Origin of the sequence: Roseburia intestinalis L1-82 (genome assembly GCF_900537995.1) — a bacterium.
Lineage (GTDB): Bacteria > Bacillota > Clostridia > Lachnospirales > Lachnospiraceae > Roseburia > Roseburia intestinalis.
In genome coordinates this window covers 1,696,018-1,719,232 of sequence record NZ_LR027880.1, presented here as the reverse complement: position 1 = coordinate 1,719,232, position 23,215 = coordinate 1,696,018, and the positions used below count along the sequence as shown (strand labels likewise).

The window sequence follows — 23,215 nt, the reverse complement described above, 5'->3', positions numbered from 1 at the left end:
ACACGGCATCCGCTACTGACCATACCATCTGGTACGCTGTTCGCTTTGCTCTCGCAAACCCATTCCTTTCATATTCATCTGTCCGTTTCCACCAGCCACGGACTCTCTGTGAGATATCCTATGAAGTACTCTCTTTGCTCAACGATTTAACGTTTCTTTGTTTTTTAAGTTGTTTCGATTTTAGCATGGTAAAGCGGTAGTGTCAAGAACTTTTTATAAAATATCTCCGCTCCGTCTCCATCCCCGGAAACTGCTGTCCGATCTTTTTTTCATAGACCGCCATCAGTACATCCAAATCCGTACGCGTCAAAAGATGCGCTCCGTCGCAGTCTAATGCTTCCTTTACGCACTCTGGTCTGTGGCACACTTCATCCACACTTCCTCCGACTGCGTGAAGTCCCATGACGATCACAACTTTATTGCTCTGTGCATACACCGCCGGCTCCCATGCTTCCGGCGCTTTTGCCGCCTTATGTGCAGCGCCGTCCGCCTCGATCAGGACAACATCTGCCTCTTTGCATACTGCTGTAAGCTGTTTAATGCTTAAAGTTTTAAACTTCTCCGGTTCCATCTTCTGCTGTTCTTCAACAGCATCGTTTCCGGCACATTTTCCAACCGCATAAATCTCTGTTTTTTTATTATCACTTAAAATTGTGCCACACACACAGATCCCGTTTTTTTTCAAAATCCCGGCTACTTCCTCTCGCAGCTTCTCACAACTTTTCTCCCTGCCATCAATGAACACCCGGTCTTTTGGCACATACATATGCGTTGTAGTTGTGATCATGACTTTTTTCCCCTCGTTTACAAACGCTGCAGCATCCTGATAAATGCTGCTGGTCTTTCCGCCGGCTCCGACGTAGGATATGATATAAGACATTTTTTCCCCTTATATTTTTTTATTCAAGCTGATTTACACCACTTTTTGCCAAAATCTTTCTCCGCAGCAACGTATACGCGATCATCATCGCAATTCCCGTCACAACCCACGAAATCGGGTAAATTATCATCAGCACCCAGAATTCGTGCACTCTCTTACATACCGCAGCGATCAGGCTGTAAAGCGGGTGCTCACTGTCCCCGATGCTCCTTAAGATCGACGAACCAAAATCATAGAGTATGATCTTCGAAAGCCTCTTCCATAAAATACATCCGCGCCCCGAAATCCTGAAAATATCTCACATTCTCATTATATCCATTGCCGGAAAATGCCTGTTTCAACTTCACGCCGCCATACATCAGGGTATCCCCGTATGCCGTAATATTCTCCTTTTCCCCGTCCATTTTCACAAACTTTGCAACCAGATTGTGCGCAATGGAGTCCTGTCTGATATGGATCGGTGATACGGTGTTAACCAGATCCCCGAACTCTTTGACATTATATTTTAAAGAACGGTTATAAAAATGATACTTCTTTTCCTCACAGAGTCCCTGTGGTTTATAGTACCCGAACTGCGTGTTTGGCACGACAAGCTTTTGCATGACGAAGCCGACCGCCTTCGACTGATCCGGCGAGACGCACGTCCATTCCGTCACATTGCTGTCATCATTCCAGAGGACACTGTTTTTTCCAAACGCATTTCCTCTGCCGTTCCCTGTAAAACTCCTGCCACGGTAAAAAATTCCCTGTTGCAGCACACTGCGCCATTTTTTGTAAAGAATGATCTGCGCTTTGATGGCTTCTGACTCTTCTTTTTTCAGATCACAGAAATTGCACTCATATCCGAGCAGTCCAAACGCCGCTACCGCAAAACGTGTTTCAAGCGGTGTCGTGCGCAGTGTCTGATGATTTGGGCAGCCGGAGACATGTGCGCTTATCACGGACATCGGGTAGCCGTAGCTGTACCCGGTCTGGATCTCGGCACGGCAGAGCGCATCTGTATCATCGCTCGCCCAGATCTGTGGGAAATAACAGAGCATACCAAGGTCAAAACGGTTTCCACCCGCAGCACAGCCCTCAAACAGGATGTCCGGGAATCTCTTTGTCAGCTCCCTCATGCAGCGGTAAAGTCCCATCACATACCGGTGTGCCACCTCCCCCTGCCTTTCAGGACGGATACTCTGTGAAAAATAATCCGAAAATGTGCGGTTCATATCCCATTTTACATAGGAAATGTCCGCGGAGGAAAATACTCTGCCCATCTCCTCAATGATATGATCCTGCACGTCCTTTCTGGTCAGATCAAGGATCCTCTGATTGCGCCCTTCCGAGTGCGCCTTTCCCGGAATCTCGATCACCCAGTCCGGATGGCTGCGGTAGAGATCACTGTCCACATTGACCATCTCAGGCTCCACCCAGATTCCAAAATCCATGCCAATCGCCCTGATCTTATCTGCAATCCCCTTTAAACCGCCCGGCAGTTTCTTTGGATTTGGCTGCCAGTCTCCTAACGATCTCGTGTCATTATCACGTTTTGCAAACCAGCCGTCATCCATGACGAAAAGCTCAATGCCCGCCTCTTTTCCCGCTTTTGCAAGTGAGAGCAGTTTTCTTTCATTAATGTCAAAATAGGCTGCCTCCCAGCTGTTTAAGAGCACCGGGCGCTCCTTTTTCTTCCAGGTTCCCCTCACAATGTGCTCCCGCACAAAACGGTGCATATTCTGGCTCATGGCATTATATCCGTCTGATGCGTAGGTCATTACCGCCTCCGGCGCCTCAAAACTCTCCCCTGACTCAAGTGTAAAACAGAACGACTGCGGATTGATCCCGGATACGATTCTTACTTTTCCAAAACTGCCGACCTCCGCCGCCTCATAGTGATTGCCGCTGTAGATCAGATTAAATCCAAAACATTCCCCCGCATCCTCCGTGGTATGTTCTTTTCCAAGCATCACAAACGGATTGTCACGGCTCGACGACGTTCCCGTGTAAGAGGCGTTTACATATTTTCCCGGCACCAGCCGTACGTCCGTGCGCCCCATTTCACGTGCCCAAGCCCCGTGAAATGTTGTAAACACATAGTCGGACGGTTCTAAATCAAGCTGCAGGCTCATCAGGCGGTTTAACTTTACCACATCCCCGCTCTCATTGATGAGTTTTGCGCTCCTTGTGATCACATCACAGTCCTCATAGACATAATAATGGAGTTCTAATATGACTCCGCTGTTTTTATCGCGCAGTGTCACACCAAGCCACTCCACCTCACCGGACTCATCATACGATCCCGGAAGTGTCTCAAATTCTTCCTTTCCGGTTCCCTGTTCAAATTTTTCAAACAGGAAATCAGACGTTTCGCTTCCATCGGAAAGTGTCAGTTCCACAAAAGGCTCCCTGATATCGCCTTTCCCGAAAGAGGACATCTCAAGACATGCGTCCTCTAAGGAAAACTGCAGATGTTCACTGTCATAAATATTGGTATTACCCGGCGCAAATGCATGCTGTTCCATCAATCCGTCTATGGCTGGATGAATTTTTCTTCCATAATATAAGTGCTCCAAATGTCCGGTTTCCATGACACGGAACAGATAAGAAGTATGTCTGGTATGCAGGGAAAATAACTGGTTTTCGACTGTGATCATGCTTTTTTCATCTCCTTGATCTCTTTTGCGATTTCTTCCACTTTCTGCTCACTTAAAATATATTTTTTGCGGAAATAAAATACCGCAACAAGCAGTCCTGCGATCGGGAATACTGTCATGGTCAGGCGCAGTCCTGCGACCGAACTTCCCGCTGCCGCAACTGCTGCCCCGTCCGTATTCTGGCTTAAATTGCAGACGGTCAGGCAGATCGATGCCACAAGCGCAGCCACACCGGAAGCAAGTTTTACAACGAAAGTCTGCATGGAAAAGATCACGCTCTCATCCCTTCTGTGATTCTTCCACTCTCCGTAATCGACCGTATTCGCAAGGAATACCGTTGTGAGAACGGATAACATTCCATTTGCTGAAAAGATAAAAAATGCAGGAACAAACAGCAGATACAGGTTTGACATATTGACAAACATTAAAATCAGAAGAACCGCATATCCTAAAATCGCCATCACAAAACTGGTATAAAACACCTGGATCGTTCCCAGAAATTTGCGCAGGATCGGGAAAAACAGCATCATGGCAAGAATCTGCATTGCTCCACCAAACGTATTAAATAAGGTATAGGCATTGTACCAGCTATCACCGCCAAAGTCATACTTGAAAAAGTAAATGACGAGATTGGATGTAATGTAAATCGAGCAGTTGATCAAAACGATTGTCACAACGACCGTCATCGCCTGATCGTTCTGTAACAGGGAACGGAACATCTGTCCAACCGAAGGTGCCTCCACATCCACGGTAGATTTTTCTTTGATATTTAAACAGGTGATTAAAATAAATACAAAAAACAGAATTGCAACCACCAGCGCAAACCATTTGAAACCGACTCGCTCATTTCCCTGCCCTAACATATAGACACATTTCATTGTGATGATCGTCACGATCGCAGAACCGACTCCGGCGCAGGAGCGCGCGAGTGTGGAAAGTCCTTCTCTCTCTTTTCCGCCCTCCGTAAAAGCCGGGATCATCGACCAGTATGGGATATCCATCATGGTATAGGTAACACCCCACAAAATGTAAGTCACTGCCGCATATGCCACCAGTCCGTTTCCGTCGAGTTTTGGCGGTGCCGCAAACATCAGATACAAAATCACTGCATTTGTCAGTGTCCCGATAAACAGCCACGGGCGGAATTTGCCCCATTTTGTGCGCGTCTTTGCAACGACCACACCCATGATCGGATCGTTAAATGCATCAAACACACGCGCCGCCATCAGAATGATTCCCATTGCGATCGCGCTGACTCCTAAAATATCCTGATAATAATATAAAACATAACTTGCCGAAAACATATAAACCATATCTTTTCCGACCGCCCCAAGTCCGTATGAGACTTTCTCTTTTCCTGTTAATTTCATAAATCCTCCTTGTTTTCCGAAGGAAAATGCGAGTCCTCTGGCGAGCAGAGGATTTTTTTCCTTCCTAAAATTTTTTCTGCTTCATCGAAAATGCAAGTTCCACGACCTTATACGCCCCGTCGTAGATTCCGGCTTCTTTATTTTTTACAATGTTGTCGCACATATCGCAGAGCAGTGTTTTTTCTTCCAGAAACAGTTTCATCATCTGAAGCGTGTGCGGGATATCCCTGCACTCTAATGTGCCATCACCGATCTCCGCGGAATGGATTGCTCCCCACTGCTCGTGTCCTCCAACACGTCTGATAAATAGTTTCGGCACCGGATAAAATGAAAGTTCACTCGGCTTTGTGACGAGCACATCGCAGCTTCGCATCAGAAGATTCGTGCAGTATACCGCTTCAAAAATATTTTCATGCCAGAAGCCGTGGATTCCGATGACATCTTTGTTAAGCGCATCCTCCGCAAATTTTTTCGTATCCTCCCAGTCGTTAAAATGTTCTTTCGCATAATGTCCCATCTCCGGGATTTCCTTTAAAAGTTCCTCCCAGACATTGCGGTAATCACCGACATTGACATAAAGCGCCGCTTTCTTTTCTTTGATCTGTGGCAGCAAAAAACGGATGATCTCTGCAAAAATTTCTTTCTGTGCACCGGCACCGCCGATCGTCAGGAGAAAACGCATCGGTTTTCCCTCCTCTTTTCTCTGTTTTCTCGCTGCGCAGTCCGTCTCGATATTGCTGACAAGCTCATGGTCGATATAATGTCCGGTATAAAAAAGAGCATCTTCCGGCATCGGATTCAACACATCATTCCCCTGCATTCCGTTTAAAATGCGGTACCCCTGGTATGCATAGTGCGTCTGCACCGTGTGAATGCTGCCTTCCGCTAAATGAAGCGCCATCTGCCAGTTGTCCGGGATCGCATTGACCACATATTTCATTCCGGCGTGAAGCGCAGCCTGCGCCGGCCACACATGCGTTGCGACGACCGGGATATCCTTTGGGATATTCGCATACACCGGAGCCATCAATTCTGCATTTTTCTGATCTGCTGCATTGTAGGTCAGTTTGCGAAATCCCTCATAGTTCATCGGCTCCCACACCAGACGGTTAAAGAGTCTGCTCTTCTGTGACAGACGGGAACCCATGGAGTAAAGATCATTCTGCGCACCGATCACTTTGGTACAGGTGGTCTGTCCGTAGGAATTTAAATCCATCCAGTACGGTTCATACCCCAGCGCATGTGCTGCGGAAGCGATCGCCATGGAAATGCGGTAATGACCAAATCCCATACGGATGTTTCCGACAATGATTCCTTTTTCCGTATTAAAATCCGCTGTGCCTTCTTCGCCTACACGGATATCTGAAACACCGAGCTCCGGTCCGATATACGGATTTGCCTGAATCGAGGTCGGATAAATTTTTGTGCTGTCATCTCCGAATTTACGGATAAATTTCTGCTTTGACCGGACTGCTTTTTTATAGGCACCCGGTGCAATGTCGTTTCCAAAAATCTGTTTTGATCGTTCTGTCATCTTACACTTCATCCTTCCTTATTTTGTGTTTATTAAAATTCTTTTCAAAATTTCTTTTCACATTGTAAAACACAGTGACCGTTTATTTTCTGTCATTTTTCACTTCAAACAGTATTCTCTGCTCTTCCATCTGTGCCGCTTTTATCTTTAAAATCCCGACGCCTTCTTCCCCGGTCGTTCTGACATAAGTGCCGCCCATGCCTCCCTGCAGGGAAATGATTTCAGGTCCAATGATGGCGATTGGTCCCTCCGTCGACAGTACAACCGGTTCCTGGTAAAAGCTTACGATATTATCGTTCTGATCCAGGGCACGGATACGGATTTCCGCAGCTTCATAAGTATTTCGTTCTGTCAGGTTTTGATGGTCCGGTTCCGCGGATAAATGCATGGAAGTGACCGGCTCTTTTCTGACCACTTTTACCACTTTTCCATTCTTTACTGCCTCAAACCGGTAGCTTGTCGAAGTACCTCCCCAGTCACCGATATAACGGTTGTACAAAGCCACTGCATCCGTCGGCTTCATGTGATACATGAGTATAAGCTTCAATGCCGCCAAATACACGCCTTTCGGAAGATCGGAAAGTCCATACCGCGCCGCCGCATTCAGGATATACTTCACTTTCCTTGCCTGCTCCGGTTTAAAATCTTCCTCTTTTTCAATGGCATCCCCGATAAAGTCATCCACTGCGATTGGTCCGTGTGAAAGATTTTTATACGGCGAATCTGATGCGGTATACTCCTTTAAAAACCGGTCATTTTTGTACATCCGTACACTGTCCGCATTGGTAAAAATCCAGATCGTTCCGCGGTTACAGCCCGGATGTTCCCCGATATCCATGGACGAACTGATTTCAAGTACCGGCTCCTTTTCCTGCTGACACATGTAGACCGCAGCCGCAAGTTTCGGATTTCGGAACATGTCCATCACACCGTGATAACAGATACGGTCGCCGCTGCCAAAATCCTTATGTGTATTGTAGTCAAACATGCACCAGCCAAAACTTCCTGCAATATCCGCTTCCCCGGCAACTGCATCTAATACATTTACATGTCGCATGGCATGCCACACACGGTGTTCCTCCCAGTCGTAACTTTTCGTTGGATACATATGTCCGTTATATTCGCTGATGAGATACGGTTTGCTGTTATCAGACGTAACAGCACTTTTTTTCTCACATCCGTGGTTTGTCCCATTGTGGCTGAAATCATTGTAGGTATAGACATCCTCTAAAAGGCTGCTCTTTTTATGTGCCCGGACACCCCCAGTCTGTCTTGTTGGATCCAGTTCATGTGCCACGCGGTTTGTTTCCCGGTAAAATGCGTCATCATCCCCGGACTCGTTGATCCGCACACCCCACAGGATCACAGACGGATGATTCCGATACTGCTCTACCATGTCTTTTACGTTTTCGACCGCCTGTTTTTTCCAGATTTCATCCCCGATGTGCTGCCAGCCCGGTATTTCCGTAAAGACCAAAAGTCCCAGTTCATCACACCGCTCCACAAAATGCCGGCTCTGCGGATAATGGGACGTCCTCACCGCATTTACGCCCAGTTCATTTTTCAAAATATCTGCATCCCGTTTCTGCATGGATTCCGGCATTGCATAGCCGACATATGGATAACTCTGATGGCGGTTCAATCCTCGCAGCTTTACTTTTTTGCCATTTAAATAGAAGCCGTCCTGCAAAAAAACTGCAGTCCGGAATCCAAACAGCGTAATATTTTCATCCAGCACATTTCCATTTTGCAAAAGTTCTGTTTTGACTTCATAGAGCAACGGATTCTCCAGATCCCAGAGTTTTATATCCGGCACCGGAAAAGAAAGCTTACGATCTGATGCCACCCGGCTCTCACCGATCTGTCTGTAGTTTTCTGTGCCGCGCTCTCTGATACTCTGCCGGATGAGAAATTCCTTTTTTTCATCGGTTTTGCCACTGTTTTTAATTTCTATTTCAGAGATCAGCTTTGCGTCTGGCTTTTGACCTTTCGGTATTTCGCTGTGCAGAAATATATCCGCGAGATAAGTCTCATTTTTCAGATCCACATAGGCTTCCCGGTAAATTCCGCCGTAAGTCATATAATCGATCACATACCCGAACGGCGGGATGTTTAAGTTCTCCCTGCTATCCACCCGCACTGTAAGCACATTTTCTGCCCCGATTCGCAGTTTTTTGCTGATATCGATGGAAAATGCCGTGTAGCCACAGTGATGCTCCCCGATCCTTTCCCCGTTCAAAAACACCTGTGCTTCATGCGCGATGCCTTCAAACGTCACGATCACGGTCTGATCTTTCCATTCTTCCAGTGCAAAAAAATGTTTTCTATAGCAGCACACCATCTGGTAACTGCTCTCATCAAAATAATGAAACGGTGTCTCCTTGCAAGTGTGCGGCAGTCTGACATCCTCCCATGCGTCATCCTGATAAGCCGTCTCTCTCATTTGATTTTCGTATGTTTCCTTAAATTTCCACCCGTCATTCCAGTAAATGCGTTTTTGCATCATCCTCACTTCCCTTCCGCAACGATTCCCTGCACTAAGATCGTGACTACTTCATCCAGACCATCCTGATAGGATATCCCGTTAGAGATCAGGATATCTCTCTGGAAAAATTGCTCTAATGCCGCCTCCAGCATCATTTTTACGATTGGGATCTTAACCGGCCGGATCACGCCCTCTTTCATTCCCTGCTCTAATAAGGAAATCGTTGTCTCCCAGCCGGTTTCTAACCGTTCCTCCACATGTTTGTAGATGTTCGGATACTTTTCCCGCAACAGATAGAGCTGTCTGAAATCAACTTCCCGGTAACTCTCCGGCAAAACACCTAAAACCGCCCGGATTTTTTCAAGTGTGGATAATTTTTCATTCTCTAACACCTGTCTTTCGCTCTCTTTGATTGAATCGAACAGATAATCTACCATCGCTAAGAAAAGTGATTCCTTATCACGGAACACGGTATAAATCGTTTTCTTACTCATGCCAAGGATTCCAGCCAGATCATCCATGGTAAATTTTAACCCTTTCTGGTTAAATGCCTTTAAGGTTCCCTCTAAAATACTCTCCCTTAATTCCATCATGTTCTCCGTTTCTTCTTTATTACATGGAAACTATTTTTGTTATTTGAGTTTCCTATATTGTATCATCTTGTTTTCGTACCCGCAAGAAACTAATTTACCAAAAATAGTTTCCATTTTTTATCTATTTCTTCCAAAACCCAGAGAATCGTGTGCATTTTATTTTTGCAAATAAGGTGGGATGTGAGTATAATAGGCAGTGAATTGCAATGAAGGAGAAATTAGTGTGAAAAATAAGCTCGATAGCTTATTTTTCGCACGGCTATTTGTTTCTGAGCAAAAACAAATAGCTTCTATGACAAGGCATAAAAAACATGACAGACGAGAATTTGAGATTCTCGTCGCCTCTTCGCAACAAGTTGCTCAGAAATGAGGATTACTATGGAAAATGATCATATCAAACATATATTAGAACAGTTAGAATCGGGGCAGCTTACTGCTTCCGATGCTTATGACCAGTTAAAGCTGGCACCTTTTGAGGATCTTGGATATGCCAAGGTGGATCATCACCGTGAAGTCAGACAGGGTGCGCCGGAGGTGATCTACGGTGCATCTAAGACAAAAGAACAGATGGAGGGCATTATAAACAGCCTGCTCTCCCACTGCAAAGAAAATATCCTGATCACAAGACTTTCGACAGAATCCGCGGCGTACCTGTCCGAACGTTTTGATCTTTTTTACGATGAGCTGTCAAAAATCGGCATCGTAAACCGCACCGAGCATTATTCCGCTGACGGCACGATCGTTGTCGCCACCGGAGGGACAAGCGATATCCCGGTTGCAGAGGAGGCTGCGCTGACTGCAGAGGTACTCGGCAATCATGTCATCCGTCTCTACGATGTCGGCGTTGCCGGGCTCCACCGTCTGCTCTCAAATATGGAACTTTTATCAAAGGCAAATGCGATCATTGCAGTCGCCGGGATGGAAGGCGCGCTTGCGAGCGTCATCGGCGGCCTGACCGACTGTCCTGTCATCGGCGTCCCGACGAGCGTTGGTTACGGCGCAAGTTTTGGTGGTATCTCAGCACTTTTATCGATGCTTAATTCCTGCGCCAGCGGTGTTTCCGTCGTAAACATCGACAACGGTTTTGGTGCAGGTTACCTTGCCAGCATGATCAATCATCAGGCAGCCCCTAAAACAGATGACAGACCATCATCCTGCCATAAAAACACGGACAAACTGTAAATCTTCATATTAAAAAATATCAAATTCAGCACCAGGGAGGATTATTTATGAAAACACTTTATATAGAATGTAATATGGGTGTTGCCGGCGATATGTTAATGGGCGCCCTCTATGAACTCTGTGATCAGAAAGAAAAATTTTTATCGGACATGAATCAGGCTTTTGCACCTTACGGTGTGACACTTTCTGTGGAACCGGCAGTAAAATGCGGGATCAGCGGCACACACATGAGGGTAGCTGTACACGGTGAGGAAGAACATTCCCATGATGTTCTGCCTGAGCACATTCATGAAGATGGGCACATGACAATCCATGCACAGGAAGAATCCCCTACACACGATCATGGTACACAATGCTGCCATGAACACGTTCATGATGAAGATACACTCATGCATTCACATGAACACACTCATGATGAAGATACACTCATGCATTCACATGAGCACACTCATGATGAAGATTCACTCATGCATGTTCACGATCATATTCATGACGAAAATGAGCACACACATACTCACGACAACAACTCGCACCATGAACACCACCACACGCATGCCCACACCAGTTACACCCAGATCTTAGAACAGATCCACACACTTCCATTCCCATCATCGGTAAAAGACTCCGTAGCCGCAGTCTACCGTCTGATCGGGGAAGCAGAATCAAAAGTGCACCACTCCACCTTAGACCAGATCCATTTCCACGAAGTCGGATCGATTGACGCGCTTGTGGATGTGACCGGATGTGCCTATCTGTTATCACTGCTTGAACCGGAAACCATTCTCTGCTCTCCGGTTCATGTCGGAAATGGCTTTGTACACTGTGCCCACGGCACACTCCCGGTTCCGGCGCCTGCCACCGCAGAACTTTTAAAAGGGATTCCTTTTTACAGTAGAAATATTCAGGGCGAACTCTGTACGCCAACGGGGGCTGCTGTTTTAAAACATTTTGTGACCTCTTTCGAAGCCATGCCGCCTATGAATGTAACAGAGATCGGCTATGGTATGGGAACAAAGGATTTTGCTGCCGCCAACTGTGTGCGTGTTTTCCTCGGCGAATCTTCTCCCGGTTCCAACACAGCTCCATCCTTTGATGACTCCGTGCTGTCCATCTCCTGCAATCTCGATGATATGACAGGCGAAGCGGTCGGATTTGCAACTGAACTGCTCTTACAGGCGGGCGCTTTGGACGTATACACAATACCGATTCAGATGAAAAAGAACCGTCCGGGTATTCTTTTAACCTGTATCTGTGAGCCAAAAGACCGTGAACGTCTGACTTCCCTTTTCTTTTTACACACCACAACACGCGGTGTGCGCTATCAGATGTTTGACCGCGCCAAACTTACCTCTGAAATCGAAACCTGCCATTCCGCATACGGCGATATACGGATCAAAAAAAGCTGCGGGTACGGTGTCGAAAAAGAGAAAGCAGAGTTTGAAGATTTAAAAGCCATTTCTGCCGGCCATAACTATGAGGTGTCACTCGACCAGATCCGGGATACGATCGTGAGATAATTTTAAACAGATGACAGGGCGAAAATCCGATTTTTTCAGACATTTTCGCCCTCTTTCTTCCTCATTTCAGCGTTTCCACAGGCATTTTGGGGGAATCTTCTTCATTTCTGCTGTTTTTCGCCCTGACTTTTTGATTTCCGTGGGCTATTGAAATGAATTCCATCACTTTTCGCCCATTCTCTTTTATATCTGATAAATTTCTATTATAAATCGGGCGAACCACTTTTATTTTCCTCATATTTCACCCATTTTTTATCTTCACCCCCAATCCAGCTAATACAATACTTTGACATCTCATCCGTGACCTCATACACCGGAAGAAACATGGTTTCCGTGCCACGGGAACGGGATCTGTAACTGCTCTGCTGCCAGGGGGGAAAGCTTCATAGGTGTGCTCAACAAAAAATCTTATACACAAAATAGCTGCGTATAAACTTCGTAACCATCTAAAATTTCTTCTTTTTCAGACAATTCATGCAGATAAAGACTCACCATATTTTCCAATACATGATGTTGTATAAATAAAGTTGACACCTTATTCTCAAGGAATTCATGTATAATAAAAGAGAATAAGGAGGAACTCTCAATGTCACGAACCCAACGTAAATACGACCAGGAATATAAGATCCAGGCTGTCAAACTTGCCAAAGAAATCGGCGGTGCTAAGGCAGCCAAAGAATTAGGTATCCCAGAAGGAACCATCCACACATGGCTGAAAGCAGTTAGAGCAGGCACATTGGATATTGGCGACGGTGCACATACTCCGGAAAGCGCGATGAGTCTTGCTGAGGAGCTTGCCATGCTCCGCAAACGCGTTAAAGATCAGGACAAAGAAATCCGACGTCTGAAAGAGGAAAATGAATTTCTCGAGGAAGCAAGCGCTTTTTTCGCAGCCAGCCGTCGGAAGTCAGCAAGAACCAAAGAATGATGTTCATTGCCATAAAAACGAAAGACGGCGTGATTAAGGGAAAACTCTCATTCTATTGCCGGATGCTTGGCGTCAGCCGCCAGGGTTTCTACAAATATCTTGCTATTAAAGATCGCCCTTGGAAATATCAGGATCTTGCTGATGCCATGAGAGTGATCCATGCTGAGGATGAATGCAATGATACCTATGGACGTATTCGCATGTACCAAGCACTGCTCCTTAAGAATCCGACGGGAATCAAGATCCCCAGTGAACGAACCGTTTACAGGGTTATGGATGAAATAGGACTTGTCCATCGGCCAAAGCGCAAGCCAAATGGCATTACCAAGGCTGATCGGGAAGCACGTAAGTCAGATGATCTTCTGAAGAGAGAGTTCAAGGCTGATAAGCCACTTGAAAAATGCGTAACTGATATCACAGAAATCAAGGCAAAAGATGGAAAACTGTATGTTTCAGCCATCTTCGACTGCTTTGATTCCAGCGTTCTGGGACTGGCAATGAAAACAAACATGAAGGCAACTCTGTGTGAGCATACACTGGATAATGCCTATCTGGCGCATCCTGATCTGCGAGGTGCCATTGTGCACTCCGACAGAGGAAGACAATATACCAGTGAAACCTACCGTCAGGCGCTTTCTAAATATGGCATTATACAAAGCATGAACAGTGATGGTGGCAGGTGCCACGATAATGCTCGATGTGAAAGCATGTGGGCCAGAATGAAAAGCGAGCTTCTCTATGACCGCTACAATACGGAAAGCCTGACCACGGATGAGCTGAGAGTTCTTATTTGGAGATATTTCATCAGTTACTGGAACAACAGGAGGATCTGCTCTGCCAACGGTGGGCTTCCTCCTATGATTAAGCGTCAGAGATACTACCAATCTCTGGGCCTGGCTGCATAGGAAATGATATCTTTGAGATAAATGTGTCAACCAATATTGACAATATCATAATTTTAAATGCCTTTATATGAACACTTAAAGTGCAGAAAAACAAGCAATTTCATAAATGTTATTATTTTGAGCGCAAATGTAAAGCAATGTTGATAGAAAAAATTGTTTATTTTATTTAAAATTGCTCTTAAAGGAGGACACAAAATGGAAATTGGAAATAAAATCAACCAATTAAGGAAACTTTCGGGAATGACACAAGAACAATTAGCAGAAAAACTTAACGTATCCAGACAGACTATTTCCAAATGGGAGTCAGATAGCACTTCCCCTGATTTAGAAAGTATCGTTAAAATAAGCAGAATTTTTCATGTGTCATTAGATGATTTGCTAAAGGAAGGAGAAGCAGGTGTGGCAAACAAAACTGATGAGCAAATAACTTTAGAAGATTTGATGAAAATAAATCTTCATAACAGAAAAATGACGCTGTTGCTAATTAGTGGTCTGATTTTTATTATGGTTAGCATATTAAATTTCGCCTATGTAATTGCGCTACAAAGCACAACACTTAGTACCCAGTATATGCTATACCGATATATCGTTACAGGACAATACGAAAATGCCCCTATTGATTATATGCGGTTAATGATACCGTCTATTATTGCGGCAGCAATCGGAGTGATATTGTTCATAAGTTATACCATTGAAAGAAGAAAAAAAGGAGACTGAAAATATGTATAAGGCAAAGAAGTTTATTTCATATATGGCTTTATGTGTGTTAATCTTTTCTTTATGTGCATGTGGAGAAAAAGGTAGTGAAAACGCTGCTATTTATGGAGAAACCGTCGGAGGATTGGAAGATAATGAGCTTTTTGCAATTATTGATACAAATGCTTCTTTACCTGTTTTACTTGTTACCTCACAAGTATATAATGACGGTTTGGGAAATCAGGCAGCACTTAATTGTGATGTATATTATTTGATAGATAAAGAAGTTAAAAACATAGGAACAATAGAAAGTATGGGAACAGCATATCCTATCGCCTATGATGAAACAGGTATTTATGCTGCTTCCGGTCACGATATGCAGCGTTTTGAAATTGAAAAATCCGGTTCGCTCAGACTGGCAGAGGGGATTTATGAGCAATTTGACGAAAGTGGAAATGCTGCTTATACCATGAAAAAAGGAGAGGAAACAGATGTAATTACAGAAGAAGAATACTATGCAGCTTTTGAAAAATACAGCAATGCTACCATAGTAAATTTCTCTTATGGTGCATCGGACGCTGGCAAGGCAGAAGTGGTAACTAACAATGAGCTGGAACCCCGTCAAGGAAATATAGCAGAAGATGTCAATGTACTAGAAATTGTACAAGAGACAGCCTCGGAATTTGCAGTCAAAAAAATGGAAACTTCTTATTTTTGAAAGGCAGGACAATGAAATTTTTTATGCCGCTACTTTGGTAGAAAATGATTGTGCGCCGGAGATGATATTTTTACAAACGACTTACAGACAACACTTAAAGAATAGCAAACCCAGTCGAGCCAGTCAACGGCAAGATGAACGGCTCTTGCAGAGCCGCCGTTGACAGCCCCGCCCGGTTTTGCAGTTAGGCAGTCAAGGAGCGACAGCCTAAAGTGCTGCCGCCCCTTACTTTTATGATACAGCATCAACTTTGGAAGTATATCCTGATGCTGTATCAGAGGAACACAGTACACAAGTGAGTTATATCGTAAAGCAATCAGCAAATATGGCATTCTCCAAAGCATGAACAGTGCTGGCGGCAGATGCCACGACAATGCCAGATGCGAAAGCATGTGGGCAAGATTCAAAGAAGAATTACTTTATGGACGTTATGATACCACTTCAATGACAGTAGAACAGTTAAAAACACTCATCTGGAGATATTTCATCAGCTATTGGAATAACCGAAGAATCTGCTCTGCTAATGGTGGCTTACCTCCGATGATTAAGCGTCAACAATACTACGATTCATTACAGGAGGCAGCATAGGTCGAACATCCTTGAGAAAAAAGTGTAAACCAATATTGACAATATCAACACTTTCTTTTCCAGCGTCAATTATTTCATCTTTAATCTCCTGCAAACACATATGAATCTCCCATTTTTCATTTTCTACAATATATATTCCATCTGTCTCTCTTTGGTTTTTAATCCCATTTTTTCATAGAATTTTTCCGCGGAGGTATTTCCTGCCCAGACATTTAATGTCACTTCATAACAGCCTAACCGTTTCGCTTCGCCCTTTACATATTCAAACAGGCTCTCACCTACATGCTGTCCTCTGGTTTTTGCATCGACGCACAGATCATCGATAAAAAGCGATGTAAACGGCACCATATTATTGGAGAATGGCTGCTGTTTCAACTGGCAGAAAGCATATCCTAAGCATACGTCATTCTCATCTGCAGCTACATAAACAGGCTTTGTATCATCTTTTAACATTTCTTTCAGTTCATCCTCTGTGTACTTTGTCGTCCCCGGAATAAAAATATCCGGTCTTATATCTGCATGGATTTGAAGCACCTGCTCTAATAATTCAATCAGTCTTGGGATATCTTTTTCGTTTGCTCTTCGAATATTCATTTCACTTGCCTCCATATTTTTCATTATATCTGTAGTTTGAGTTTCAGGAATTTATTTTGATCCCCGCTTCCATTTATACATTTTCAGACACTGCGGATGCTCAAAATACTCCTGATCAAAGATCCATGCAATGTCAGTTTCCGATAATTCTTCTGCCTTAAATCTCCGATATTTGCTGTTCAGCTATACACTTCCCACTATCTGGGCGTGTTCGGGACTTGCACCCGTTAGAGTGCGCCCATGGCGCGCAAACTAAAAAAAGGCTCCGCCAACAATAGCAGAGCCTCCGACATTTTCTTTAAAAACCCACGGTATCCAGCCGGATCGTGGTAAATGATAATCCAAAATTTTTGATTTCTATCTTACTCTTCTAAACTTTCCTTCATTCTGCCAAGCATACCTGATTTTTTCAACGGCAGAGTAATAATAATGGCAATGATCGTTCCTCCACAGGTGCTGATCAGAAACGGAACAACAAATGTGAATAACGCCGCTGCTTTATTACCCATGACAAGATATGCCACCGGATAAGAGAGCATTCCACCAATGATTCCGGTTCCAACTACTTCGCCAATATAGGCAAATGGAAGTTTTTTCCCATACTTATAGAGAAGTCCGCCAAGCAATGCACCACACATGCTTCCCGGGAATGCCAGAGGGCTTCCCAGTCCTAACAGATTACGGATCAGCGCCGCAATAAATGCCTGTGCCAGTGCCCACCACGGTCCTACGGTAACTGCGCATAAAATATTTACCAGATGCTGTACCGGTGCACATTTTGAACCGAATACCGGGAAGGAAAATAAACTTCCCACCACCGCTACTGCTGCTAAGATTGCTGTAACTGTCAATTTCTTTAAATTAAATTTTTTCATTTTGTCCTCTTTTCCCAGAATCTGCCACATACCACATTCTAAAAAAAGAATGATAAGACTGCAACAGTTCCTATTTTGATTTTACTGCCCCTGCAGCTTTTTCCACAATCAGGCAGAGAATGACTGTGACCACCATATCCGGCAGCGTATTTCCAACCGGCGTATCCACCTGCATCAATATGCGGTAAATCACAAATCCGGCAAGCCATACGATCAGATTACGCCACTGAAATGCAGATTTTCCGGCATCTGCTTTCTTTAAAATGAAGTAATCTGCGATCTGCACTGCGATCATCGGAGCAAAAACAGAACCGATCAGATATAAAAAGTTTGTAATGTTATCCATCGGATAAACGATTGCTGCGACAGTTCCAATCACAGTAACAACAATTGCCGCCCATTTTTCCTGAATCTTTGAGGAAATGGAAACACTAGAAACTCCTGCGGAATAGGCATCCAGGAAGGTTGTTGTAACCGTGGAAAATACAATAATGAGAAGTCCGACAACGCCGAAACCGGTTTTTAACATAATCTGCGCAATGTCATATTCACCGGTAAAAATAGCCGCTCCCATACCGATCATGTACATAAAAATGCTGACCAGACTGTAGACAATCACACTTGCGAGTGTTGCTGCAAACGGTTTTTCTGCTTCTCTTGTATAATCACTGATCAGCGGCAGCCAGGAAAGCGGCATTGCCACCGCAAGCTCTACGGCAGCTCCGAATGTCAAACTTCCGTCATCCACGATCGGCGTCATGCTGCCGCTGCCAAAGAAGATCACTTTAAAAAGTACCAGTGATAAAATAAAAAGTGCTGTCATGGCAACCGTATTTAATTTGCCAAGATTGGTCAGTCCAATGAAAATCCACACAATGATCAAAGCACCAATGATGACTGCCCACACCCAGTTTCCGGTATGTAAAACGCCGTCTGCCGCAAGTGCGCCATCATAGATCATGATCGCAGTCCATCCAACAAGCTGTAATACATTTAATACGGCAAAAAGAAGGCTTCCCTTCTCGCCAAAGCTCATTTTTACAGTTTCCATGGCACTTTTGCGCTCTTTCGCTCCGATCATTCCTGCCGCAAACATCATAAGTCCGCCGATCAGATGACCGAGCAGAATCGCTGCCATTGCTTTTCCAAAGCCAAGCGGTGCAAAGTATGTACCTGTCAGTATTTCGGCTAAAGATACGCCCGCACCAAACCAGATTAATCCGTTTGAAAAAACGGAAGTTCTCTTTTCATTCATCCTTCGTACTCTCCTTCGATCGCAAATGCATGGTTCATAGGTCCGCTTCCTTTTCCAAGGTCAAGCATGGCGGCAAGTGCGCCGGAAATATAATTTTTCGCATACCTGACGGAAGTTTCTAAATCCCTTCCTTTTGCAAGATTCGATGCGATTGCGGAAGAAAGCGTGCAGCCTGTTCCATGGGTATTTGGATTGTCAATTCTCTTTCCATGAAACCACACCGGCTCTTTTCCTTTCTGGAAAAGAAGGTCGTTGGCATCATTTAACTGATGTCCACCCTTCAATAAAACCGCACAGCCTAAAGTGTTACAAATGACTTCTGCTGCTTTTTCCATATCTGCTTCTGTTTTGATCTCCATTTCGGAAAGCACTTCTGCTTCCGGGATATTCGGAGTAATAACAGTTGCAAGAGGCAATAATTTACTTTTCAATGTGCTGATGGCGTCCCCGCTGATCAGTCTTGCCCCGCTGGTTGCCACCATGACAGGATCCACCACAATATTTTTTGCATGATACTCTGTCAGTTTTTCCGCAATTGTCTCGATCAATTCACTCGACGAGACCATTCCGGTTTTGATCGCATCCGGATGAATATCCGTAAAAATACTATCCAGCTGCTCTGCCAAAAATTTCGGAGTTACCTCCATAATATCTGTTACGCCGGTCGTATTCTGGGCAGTCAGAGCCGTGATCGCACTCATCGCGTATACGCGGTTTGCGGTCATTGTCTTAATATCTGCCTGGATGCCGGCGCCTCCACTAGAATCACTTCCAGCGATTGTTAATGCTGTGTACATAAAATTATCTTTCCTTTCCATATTGCATTAATTTTGTATAGCGACCTAAGGTGGTGCCCCCAATCTGCCGCTGTAATATATCATTTATCTTCATGCAGCCTTATCGGCGCAATCGACCAAAAACAAAAAGTGCAGGAACCCAACCAAAGATTCCTGCACAAAAACCACTTGTGATTCATTATCTCCCTACGTTGGCATTATCCAAATCAGGTTCCGGGTTAAAGCGTCCGCTTACTCTCAGCCCGCCTGTGCGAGCACCCCATTTTTTGTTTTCGACATCACTTTTGTGATGATCTGTTTTTTTTATAACAGCTTTATTATACACGCCTGTTCTCAAAATGCAAGTTTTTTATCCTGTGACATATAAAGTTCCGTAAAATACGGATCTGATTTCATCAGTTCCACAAAAGTCCCCTGGCAGAATCACGAACCAGGCAGGAAAGATTCTCCTTTTCCAGTGCCATCATGATCTCATCGTCCGGGACATTTCTGTCAAATAAAATATTTTCTCTGATCGTCCCATCAAAAATCTGAAAATCCTGGGATAAATAAACAATTATTTTCTGAAAATAATCTGCCTTATAGTTCAATAGAAAAGAATGAAATACCCCAGGCACAAGATAACCAGATGTAACTAATAGATTATGATCGATCACAGTGGTAATATTACATCAAAAACCGTTCCTCCAGACGGATTTGATCTGACTGCAATACTGCCATCATGCACTCTCACGATTTCACGGACAAGCGCAAGTCCAAGTCCTACACCGCCAAGTTCCCGGCTTCTGGATTTATCCACACGAAAGAATGGTTCAAACACGCGTTCCCTGAGTTCCTCAGGGATTCCGTTTCCCGTATCCTCCACGGACAGATAAACATGTTTTTCCTTCCGGTATGCAGTTACTGTAACCTGTCCGCCCGAATGATTATATTTTATGGCATTCTCAACAAGATTGTATACCAGCCTGTAAATAAGAATGTCACTTCCAACCATCGTTATATTTTTACATTTTCCAGTAAGTTTTATGTTTTTTTCCTGTGCAAGGGGATCCAGATCTGCTAACACTTCATCAACAAGCGCGTCAACCATAATTTCATCATCCCGTCCCACAGTCTGGAGTTCACTCATATCAAGGAGCGTTTTTACCATTTTACTGAGTCTTCCATTCTGCTCGGTAACCATCTTTATTGTCTGCAATGTATCAGCATCATTATCCGGATGCCGTGTAGAATTATAAAGATCAAGCTGTACCTGCATCAAAGATAATGGCGTCCGCAGTTCATGTGCTGCATTTGCGGTAAATTGCCTCTGTATCTCAAATGCGTCCGAGAGACGTTCAAGCATCTTATTATACGAAACGCTAAGCTGGTTCAATTCTTTAACTTTATTTTCTTCTATTCGTGAAGCTGCCAGATTTTGCGCCTGTACTTCTTCAATTTTATCAGAAAATTCACGGATTGGTCTGAGTGCATGCCCACTTATAAAATATGTAACTACCCCGCCAATAAGAGCCAATATGGCTGATATCAGCAGACTGTTTTTTTTGTAATCTTCCTTATTATTATATGCCTGGATAGAAAAATCATTGGCAAACTCATCCCACTTATCATCTGGAATGCTGATATATATTTCATCCGTATCCTCCCCGTTATCCTCTCCCTGGGCATCCACAGTCTCCTGCAGGGAATCGATATAATACACGCCATTTTTATAGACAAACATCGTCAGACATCCACATATAACTGCAATATATACTGTAATGATACAGGTAAGCCTCCACTGCAGTGACATTCTTTTCATCGTTCAGACTCCTCCCGTATTTTATATCCCTCTCCCACCTTGTTTAAAATCGGATCATATCCAAGTTCAGCCTTAAGCTTTTTCCTAAGCGAAGACATGTGTACTCTGATGGCACCACTAAAGCTATCCACGGATGCATCCCAGACATGTTCCATCAATTCCTCCTGACTTACCGGTCTTCCAGGATTCAAAAGTAAATATTCCAAAATACCATTTTCTTTTCTTGTCAGGGAAATCATTTTCCCTTTTGCATATGCCTCACGTCTTACCGTATCGAACTTTATCCCACCACTTTCCAGACACACATCTTTCTGCACAAATTTTCTTCTTGTCAGACTTCTGATACGCGCCTCAAGTTCCTGCAGATGAAATGGTTTTTCCATATAGTCATTTGCCCCTGCATCCAGTCCTTCAACCTTATCCGCAATCTGCCCTCTTGCAGATAATATAAGAACCTTTGTCTCCTCATTTCTCTGTCTGAGTTCCTTTAAAATCTCCATTCCATCCATACCGGGCAGATTCAGATCCAGAACGATCAGATCATAATTCTCCGTCAGGACACTTTCAAAAGCCTCTTCCCCATCATAACAGGTATCCACCTCGTACCCTGCATCATACAGCCGTTTTGCAACCATGTCACACATTTGTTTCTCATCTTCAACTATCAATAATCTCAAAATTCATTCACCCGCTTCTTAACACAAATTTTACAACAGCTATTGTATAATACTAACATCAGCTGGTCAATAAATACAACAAATGAAAGGAGTAAAATATCTTGAAGTGCAAAAAAATCTATCAGTCGATCCTGCTCATCTCAGGTATCACCATGATAAGTTACGGTGCGGTCAGAGGAGAAGCAGCTGTCGTGCTCGGTAAAGCAATAAAATTATGTCTGGAGTGTGTCGGAATTGGATAAAAAAAAGACTTTTCTATCAAAAAATATAGCTGTACTACGCGGATGGATACAGGCAGCTGCCACGCTGCTTACGAATATCCATATTCCTAATTTATGGAAAGGTAAAATATATCAGGGCAGCGTAAAAAACGTATGTGTACCAGGATTAAATTGTTACTCCTGTCCTGCGGCAACCGGAGCATGCCCAATTGGGGCTTTTCAGGCAGTTGTCGGTTCATCAGGATTTAAATTTTCATACTACATAACCGGATTTTTTATTTTACTCGGTGTAACACTCGGAAGATTTATATGTGGTTTTCTGTGTCCGTTTGGATGGTTTCAGGATTTACTTCATAAAATACCCGGGAAAAAATTTTCTACAGCCCGGCTCAAACCGCTGCGCTATTTAAAATATATCATCCTGATCATTTTTGTTATACTTCTTCCGATGCTGGTAACGAACTCTATCGGAATGGGAGATCCTTTCTTCTGTAAATATATTTGTCCTCAGGGTGTCCTGGAAGGAGCTATCCCTCTCGCACTTGGAAATGCCGCTATACGTTCTGCACTGGGAAAACTTTTTTCTTTTAAATGCCTTATTTTAATCACAGTTATTGTGTTAAGTATTTTGTTTTACAGACCATTCTGTAAATGGATCTGTCCTCTTGGAGCAATCTACTCATTATTTAATAAAGTCAGCTTTCTTTCTATTAAAATTGAGAACAGCAGATGCATCGGATGCGGGCAATGCCAAAAGGCATGTAAAATGGATGTGGATGTGTGTAAAACTCCAGATCATCCGGAATGCATACGATGCGGAGCCTGTATAAAAGCCTGTCCTAAAGATGCGATCCACTACCAGTTTATGGGGAAATCATGTAAAAAACAGAACAACAGTAACCAGCAGTCATAAACCAGTAACTATCAATCTTATTACAATTTAAAAAAGGAGCAATTATC

22 protein-coding genes, 1 pseudogene and 1 riboswitch are annotated in these 23,215 nt (G+C 43.9%); of the genes and pseudogenes, 9 read left to right on the top strand and 14 right to left on the bottom strand.

The genetic code is table 11. The features are described 5' to 3' along the window. Positions 1–202 precede the first annotated feature (202 nt). The 6 genes from yqeC to RIL182_RS07990 form a co-directional block, all read right to left on the bottom strand. Entirely contained in the window at positions 203–880 is a 678-nt protein-coding gene (gene yqeC, locus RIL182_RS08020; protein ID WP_022113260.1) for a selenium cofactor biosynthesis protein YqeC, read from the bottom strand. 230 nt (positions 881–1,110) lie between these two features. Beyond that, on the bottom strand, positions 1,111–3,519 hold the full coding sequence (locus tag RIL182_RS08010) for an alpha-galactosidase (RefSeq protein WP_006855976.1): 2,409 nt from the start codon (positions 3,517–3,519) through the stop codon (positions 1,111–1,113). Then, the gene (locus RIL182_RS08005; protein ID WP_006855977.1) at positions 3,516–4,889 is read right to left on the bottom strand and encodes a glycoside-pentoside-hexuronide (GPH):cation symporter; all 1,374 of its coding nucleotides are present in this window, start codon (positions 4,887–4,889) and stop codon (positions 3,516–3,518) included. Before RIL182_RS08005 ends, RIL182_RS08010 begins: the two co-directional genes overlap by 4 nt. 64 nt (positions 4,890–4,953) lie before the next feature. Continuing rightward, positions 4,954–6,423 carry a DUF6937 domain-containing protein gene (locus tag RIL182_RS08000; protein WP_242655484.1) on the bottom strand — a complete coding sequence of 490 codons (1,470 nt, stop codon included), beginning with the start codon at positions 6,421–6,423 and terminating at the stop codon, positions 4,954–4,956. 82 nt (positions 6,424–6,505) lie between these two features. Beyond that, a complete protein-coding gene (locus RIL182_RS07995; RefSeq protein WP_134523224.1) occupies positions 6,506–8,929 on the bottom strand; it encodes a glycoside hydrolase family 2 protein in 2,424 nt (807 codons plus the stop codon). 2 nt (positions 8,930–8,931) lie between these two features. Continuing rightward, positions 8,932–9,498 (bottom strand): TetR/AcrR family transcriptional regulator, encoded by a 567-nt coding sequence (locus RIL182_RS07990; RefSeq protein ID WP_015560754.1) that lies wholly within the window; start codon positions 9,496–9,498, stop codon positions 8,932–8,934. A 381-nt stretch (positions 9,499–9,879) separates the two neighbouring features. Between RIL182_RS07990 and larB the strand changes: the two genes are divergently transcribed. Both larB and larC read left to right on the top strand, forming a co-directional pair. Beyond that, positions 9,880–10,683, top strand: coding sequence for a nickel pincer cofactor biosynthesis protein LarB (gene larB / locus RIL182_RS07985; protein WP_015520509.1), 804 nt, complete (start codon positions 9,880–9,882; stop codon positions 10,681–10,683). Between the two features lie 47 nt (positions 10,684–10,730). Beyond that, positions 10,731–12,200: a nickel pincer cofactor biosynthesis protein LarC gene (gene larC, locus RIL182_RS07980; RefSeq protein ID WP_006855984.1), complete on the top strand. Its 1,470-nt coding sequence runs from the start codon at positions 10,731–10,733 to the stop codon at positions 12,198–12,200. Between the two features lie 61 nt (positions 12,201–12,261). Here the strand turns inward: larC and RIL182_RS07975 are convergent, their stop codons facing one another. Beyond that, positions 12,262–12,438: a hypothetical protein gene (locus tag RIL182_RS07975; protein ID WP_006855985.1), complete on the bottom strand. Its 177-nt coding sequence runs from the start codon at positions 12,436–12,438 to the stop codon at positions 12,262–12,264. Between the two features lie 348 nt (positions 12,439–12,786). On the opposite strand from RIL182_RS07975, the gene RIL182_RS07965 reads away from it, so the two are divergent. From RIL182_RS07965 to RIL182_RS07940, 5 genes and pseudogenes are all read left to right on the top strand, one after another. Then, entirely contained in the window at positions 12,787–13,128 is a 342-nt protein-coding gene (locus tag RIL182_RS07965) for a transposase (protein ID WP_006855988.1), read from the top strand. Beyond that, positions 13,125–14,033 carry an IS3 family transposase gene (locus RIL182_RS07960; RefSeq protein ID WP_006855989.1) on the top strand — a complete coding sequence of 303 codons (909 nt, stop codon included), beginning with the start codon at positions 13,125–13,127 and terminating at the stop codon, positions 14,031–14,033. The genes RIL182_RS07965 and RIL182_RS07960 overlap by 4 nt, the downstream gene beginning before the upstream one ends. A gap of 195 nt (positions 14,034–14,228) precedes the next feature. Further along, positions 14,229–14,750 (top strand): helix-turn-helix domain-containing protein, encoded by a 522-nt coding sequence (locus tag RIL182_RS07955; RefSeq protein ID WP_022154496.1) that lies wholly within the window; start codon positions 14,229–14,231, stop codon positions 14,748–14,750. A 4-nt stretch (positions 14,751–14,754) separates the two neighbouring features. Beyond that, positions 14,755–15,447, top strand: coding sequence for an LptM family lipoprotein (locus tag RIL182_RS07950; RefSeq protein WP_044998691.1), 693 nt, complete (start codon positions 14,755–14,757; stop codon positions 15,445–15,447). Positions 15,448–15,723: 276 nt separating this feature from the next. Further along, positions 15,724–16,035: pseudogene (locus RIL182_RS07940) on the top strand (integrase core domain-containing protein); the annotation flags it as partial. 123 nt (positions 16,036–16,158) lie between these two features. Here RIL182_RS07940 and RIL182_RS07935 read toward each other — a convergent pair. The 7 genes from RIL182_RS07935 to RIL182_RS07905 all read right to left on the bottom strand — a co-directional run bounded on the left by RIL182_RS07935 (position 16,159) and on the right by RIL182_RS07905 (position 22,001). Further along, entirely contained in the window at positions 16,159–16,629 is a 471-nt protein-coding gene (locus RIL182_RS07935) for a GNAT family N-acetyltransferase (protein WP_015560755.1), read from the bottom strand. A gap of 362 nt (positions 16,630–16,991) precedes the next feature. Further along, on the bottom strand, positions 16,992–17,534 hold the full coding sequence (thiW, locus tag RIL182_RS07930; RefSeq protein ID WP_006855995.1) for an energy coupling factor transporter S component ThiW: 543 nt from the start codon (positions 17,532–17,534) through the stop codon (positions 16,992–16,994). A 40-nt stretch (positions 17,535–17,574) separates the two neighbouring features. Then, positions 17,575–18,759: a putative hydroxymethylpyrimidine transporter CytX gene (gene cytX / locus RIL182_RS07925; protein ID WP_006855996.1), complete on the bottom strand. Its 1,185-nt coding sequence runs from the start codon at positions 18,757–18,759 to the stop codon at positions 17,575–17,577. Next, positions 18,756–19,556, bottom strand: a complete 801-nt coding sequence (gene thiD / locus RIL182_RS07920) for a bifunctional hydroxymethylpyrimidine kinase/phosphomethylpyrimidine kinase (protein ID WP_022113243.1) — start codon at positions 19,554–19,556, stop codon at positions 18,756–18,758. Before thiD ends, cytX begins: the two co-directional genes overlap by 4 nt. Positions 19,557–19,721: 165 nt before the next feature. Beyond that, positions 19,722–19,828: riboswitch (TPP riboswitch) on the bottom strand. Positions 19,829–19,951: 123 nt separating this feature from the next. Next, positions 19,952–20,212: a hypothetical protein gene (locus RIL182_RS07915; protein WP_006855998.1), complete on the bottom strand. Its 261-nt coding sequence runs from the start codon at positions 20,210–20,212 to the stop codon at positions 19,952–19,954. Further along, positions 20,209–21,357, bottom strand: coding sequence for a sensor histidine kinase (locus RIL182_RS07910; protein WP_006855999.1), 1,149 nt, complete (start codon positions 21,355–21,357; stop codon positions 20,209–20,211). Before RIL182_RS07910 ends, RIL182_RS07915 begins: the two co-directional genes overlap by 4 nt. After that, positions 21,354–22,001, bottom strand: a complete 648-nt coding sequence (locus RIL182_RS07905) for a response regulator transcription factor (RefSeq protein WP_015520501.1) — start codon at positions 21,999–22,001, stop codon at positions 21,354–21,356. The genes RIL182_RS07910 and RIL182_RS07905 overlap by 4 nt, the downstream gene beginning before the upstream one ends. 134 nt (positions 22,002–22,135) lie before the next feature. Between RIL182_RS07905 and RIL182_RS07900 the strand changes: the two genes are divergently transcribed. Continuing rightward, the gene (locus tag RIL182_RS07900; protein WP_006859626.1) at positions 22,136–22,276 is read left to right on the top strand and encodes a CD1871A family CXXC motif-containing protein; all 141 of its coding nucleotides are present in this window, start codon (positions 22,136–22,138) and stop codon (positions 22,274–22,276) included. Further along, complete coding sequence (locus RIL182_RS07895; RefSeq protein WP_044999712.1) at positions 22,269–23,168, top strand: 4Fe-4S binding protein; 900 nt, start codon at positions 22,269–22,271, stop codon at positions 23,166–23,168. Before RIL182_RS07900 ends, RIL182_RS07895 begins: the two co-directional genes overlap by 8 nt. Positions 23,169–23,215: the final 47 nt, after the last annotated feature.

Bases quoted from the DNA above. Each gene is read 5' to 3' on its own strand.
- yqeC (WP_022113260.1), bottom strand. From the start codon at position 880: ATGTCTTATATCATATCCTACGTCGGAGCCGGCGGAAAGACCAGCAGC.
- RIL182_RS08010 (WP_006855976.1), bottom strand. From the start codon at position 3,519: ATGATCACAGTCGAAAACCAGTTATTTTCCCTGCATACCAGACATACT.
- RIL182_RS08005 (WP_006855977.1), bottom strand. From the start codon at position 4,889: ATGAAATTAACAGGAAAAGAGAAAGTCTCATACGGACTTGGGGCGGTC.
- RIL182_RS08000 (WP_242655484.1), bottom strand. From the start codon at position 6,423: ATGACAGAACGATCAAAACAGATTTTTGGAAACGACATTGCACCGGGT.
- RIL182_RS07995 (WP_134523224.1), bottom strand. From the start codon at position 8,929: ATGATGCAAAAACGCATTTACTGGAATGACGGGTGGAAATTTAAGGAA.
- RIL182_RS07990 (WP_015560754.1), bottom strand. From the start codon at position 9,498: ATGGAATTAAGGGAGAGTATTTTAGAGGGAACCTTAAAGGCATTTAAC.
- larB (WP_015520509.1), top strand. From the start codon at position 9,880: ATGGAAAATGATCATATCAAACATATATTAGAACAGTTAGAATCGGGG.
- larC (WP_006855984.1), top strand. From the start codon at position 10,731: ATGAAAACACTTTATATAGAATGTAATATGGGTGTTGCCGGCGATATG.
- RIL182_RS07975 (WP_006855985.1), bottom strand. From the start codon at position 12,438: ATGAGGAAAATAAAAGTGGTTCGCCCGATTTATAATAGAAATTTATCA.
- RIL182_RS07965 (WP_006855988.1), top strand. From the start codon at position 12,787: ATGTCACGAACCCAACGTAAATACGACCAGGAATATAAGATCCAGGCT.
- RIL182_RS07960 (WP_006855989.1), top strand. From the start codon at position 13,125: ATGATGTTCATTGCCATAAAAACGAAAGACGGCGTGATTAAGGGAAAA.
- RIL182_RS07955 (WP_022154496.1), top strand. From the start codon at position 14,229: ATGGAAATTGGAAATAAAATCAACCAATTAAGGAAACTTTCGGGAATG.
- RIL182_RS07950 (WP_044998691.1), top strand. From the start codon at position 14,755: ATGTATAAGGCAAAGAAGTTTATTTCATATATGGCTTTATGTGTGTTA.
- RIL182_RS07935 (WP_015560755.1), bottom strand. From the start codon at position 16,629: ATGAATATTCGAAGAGCAAACGAAAAAGATATCCCAAGACTGATTGAA.
- thiW (WP_006855995.1), bottom strand. From the start codon at position 17,534: ATGTGGCAGATTCTGGGAAAAGAGGACAAAATGAAAAAATTTAATTTA.
- cytX (WP_006855996.1), bottom strand. From the start codon at position 18,759: ATGAATGAAAAGAGAACTTCCGTTTTTTCAAACGGATTAATCTGGTTT.
- thiD (WP_022113243.1), bottom strand. From the start codon at position 19,556: ATGTACACAGCATTAACAATCGCTGGAAGTGATTCTAGTGGAGGCGCC.
- RIL182_RS07910 (WP_006855999.1), bottom strand. From the start codon at position 21,357: ATGAAAAGAATGTCACTGCAGTGGAGGCTTACCTGTATCATTACAGTA.
- RIL182_RS07905 (WP_015520501.1), bottom strand. From the start codon at position 22,001: ATGTGTGACATGGTTGCAAAACGGCTGTATGATGCAGGGTACGAGGTG.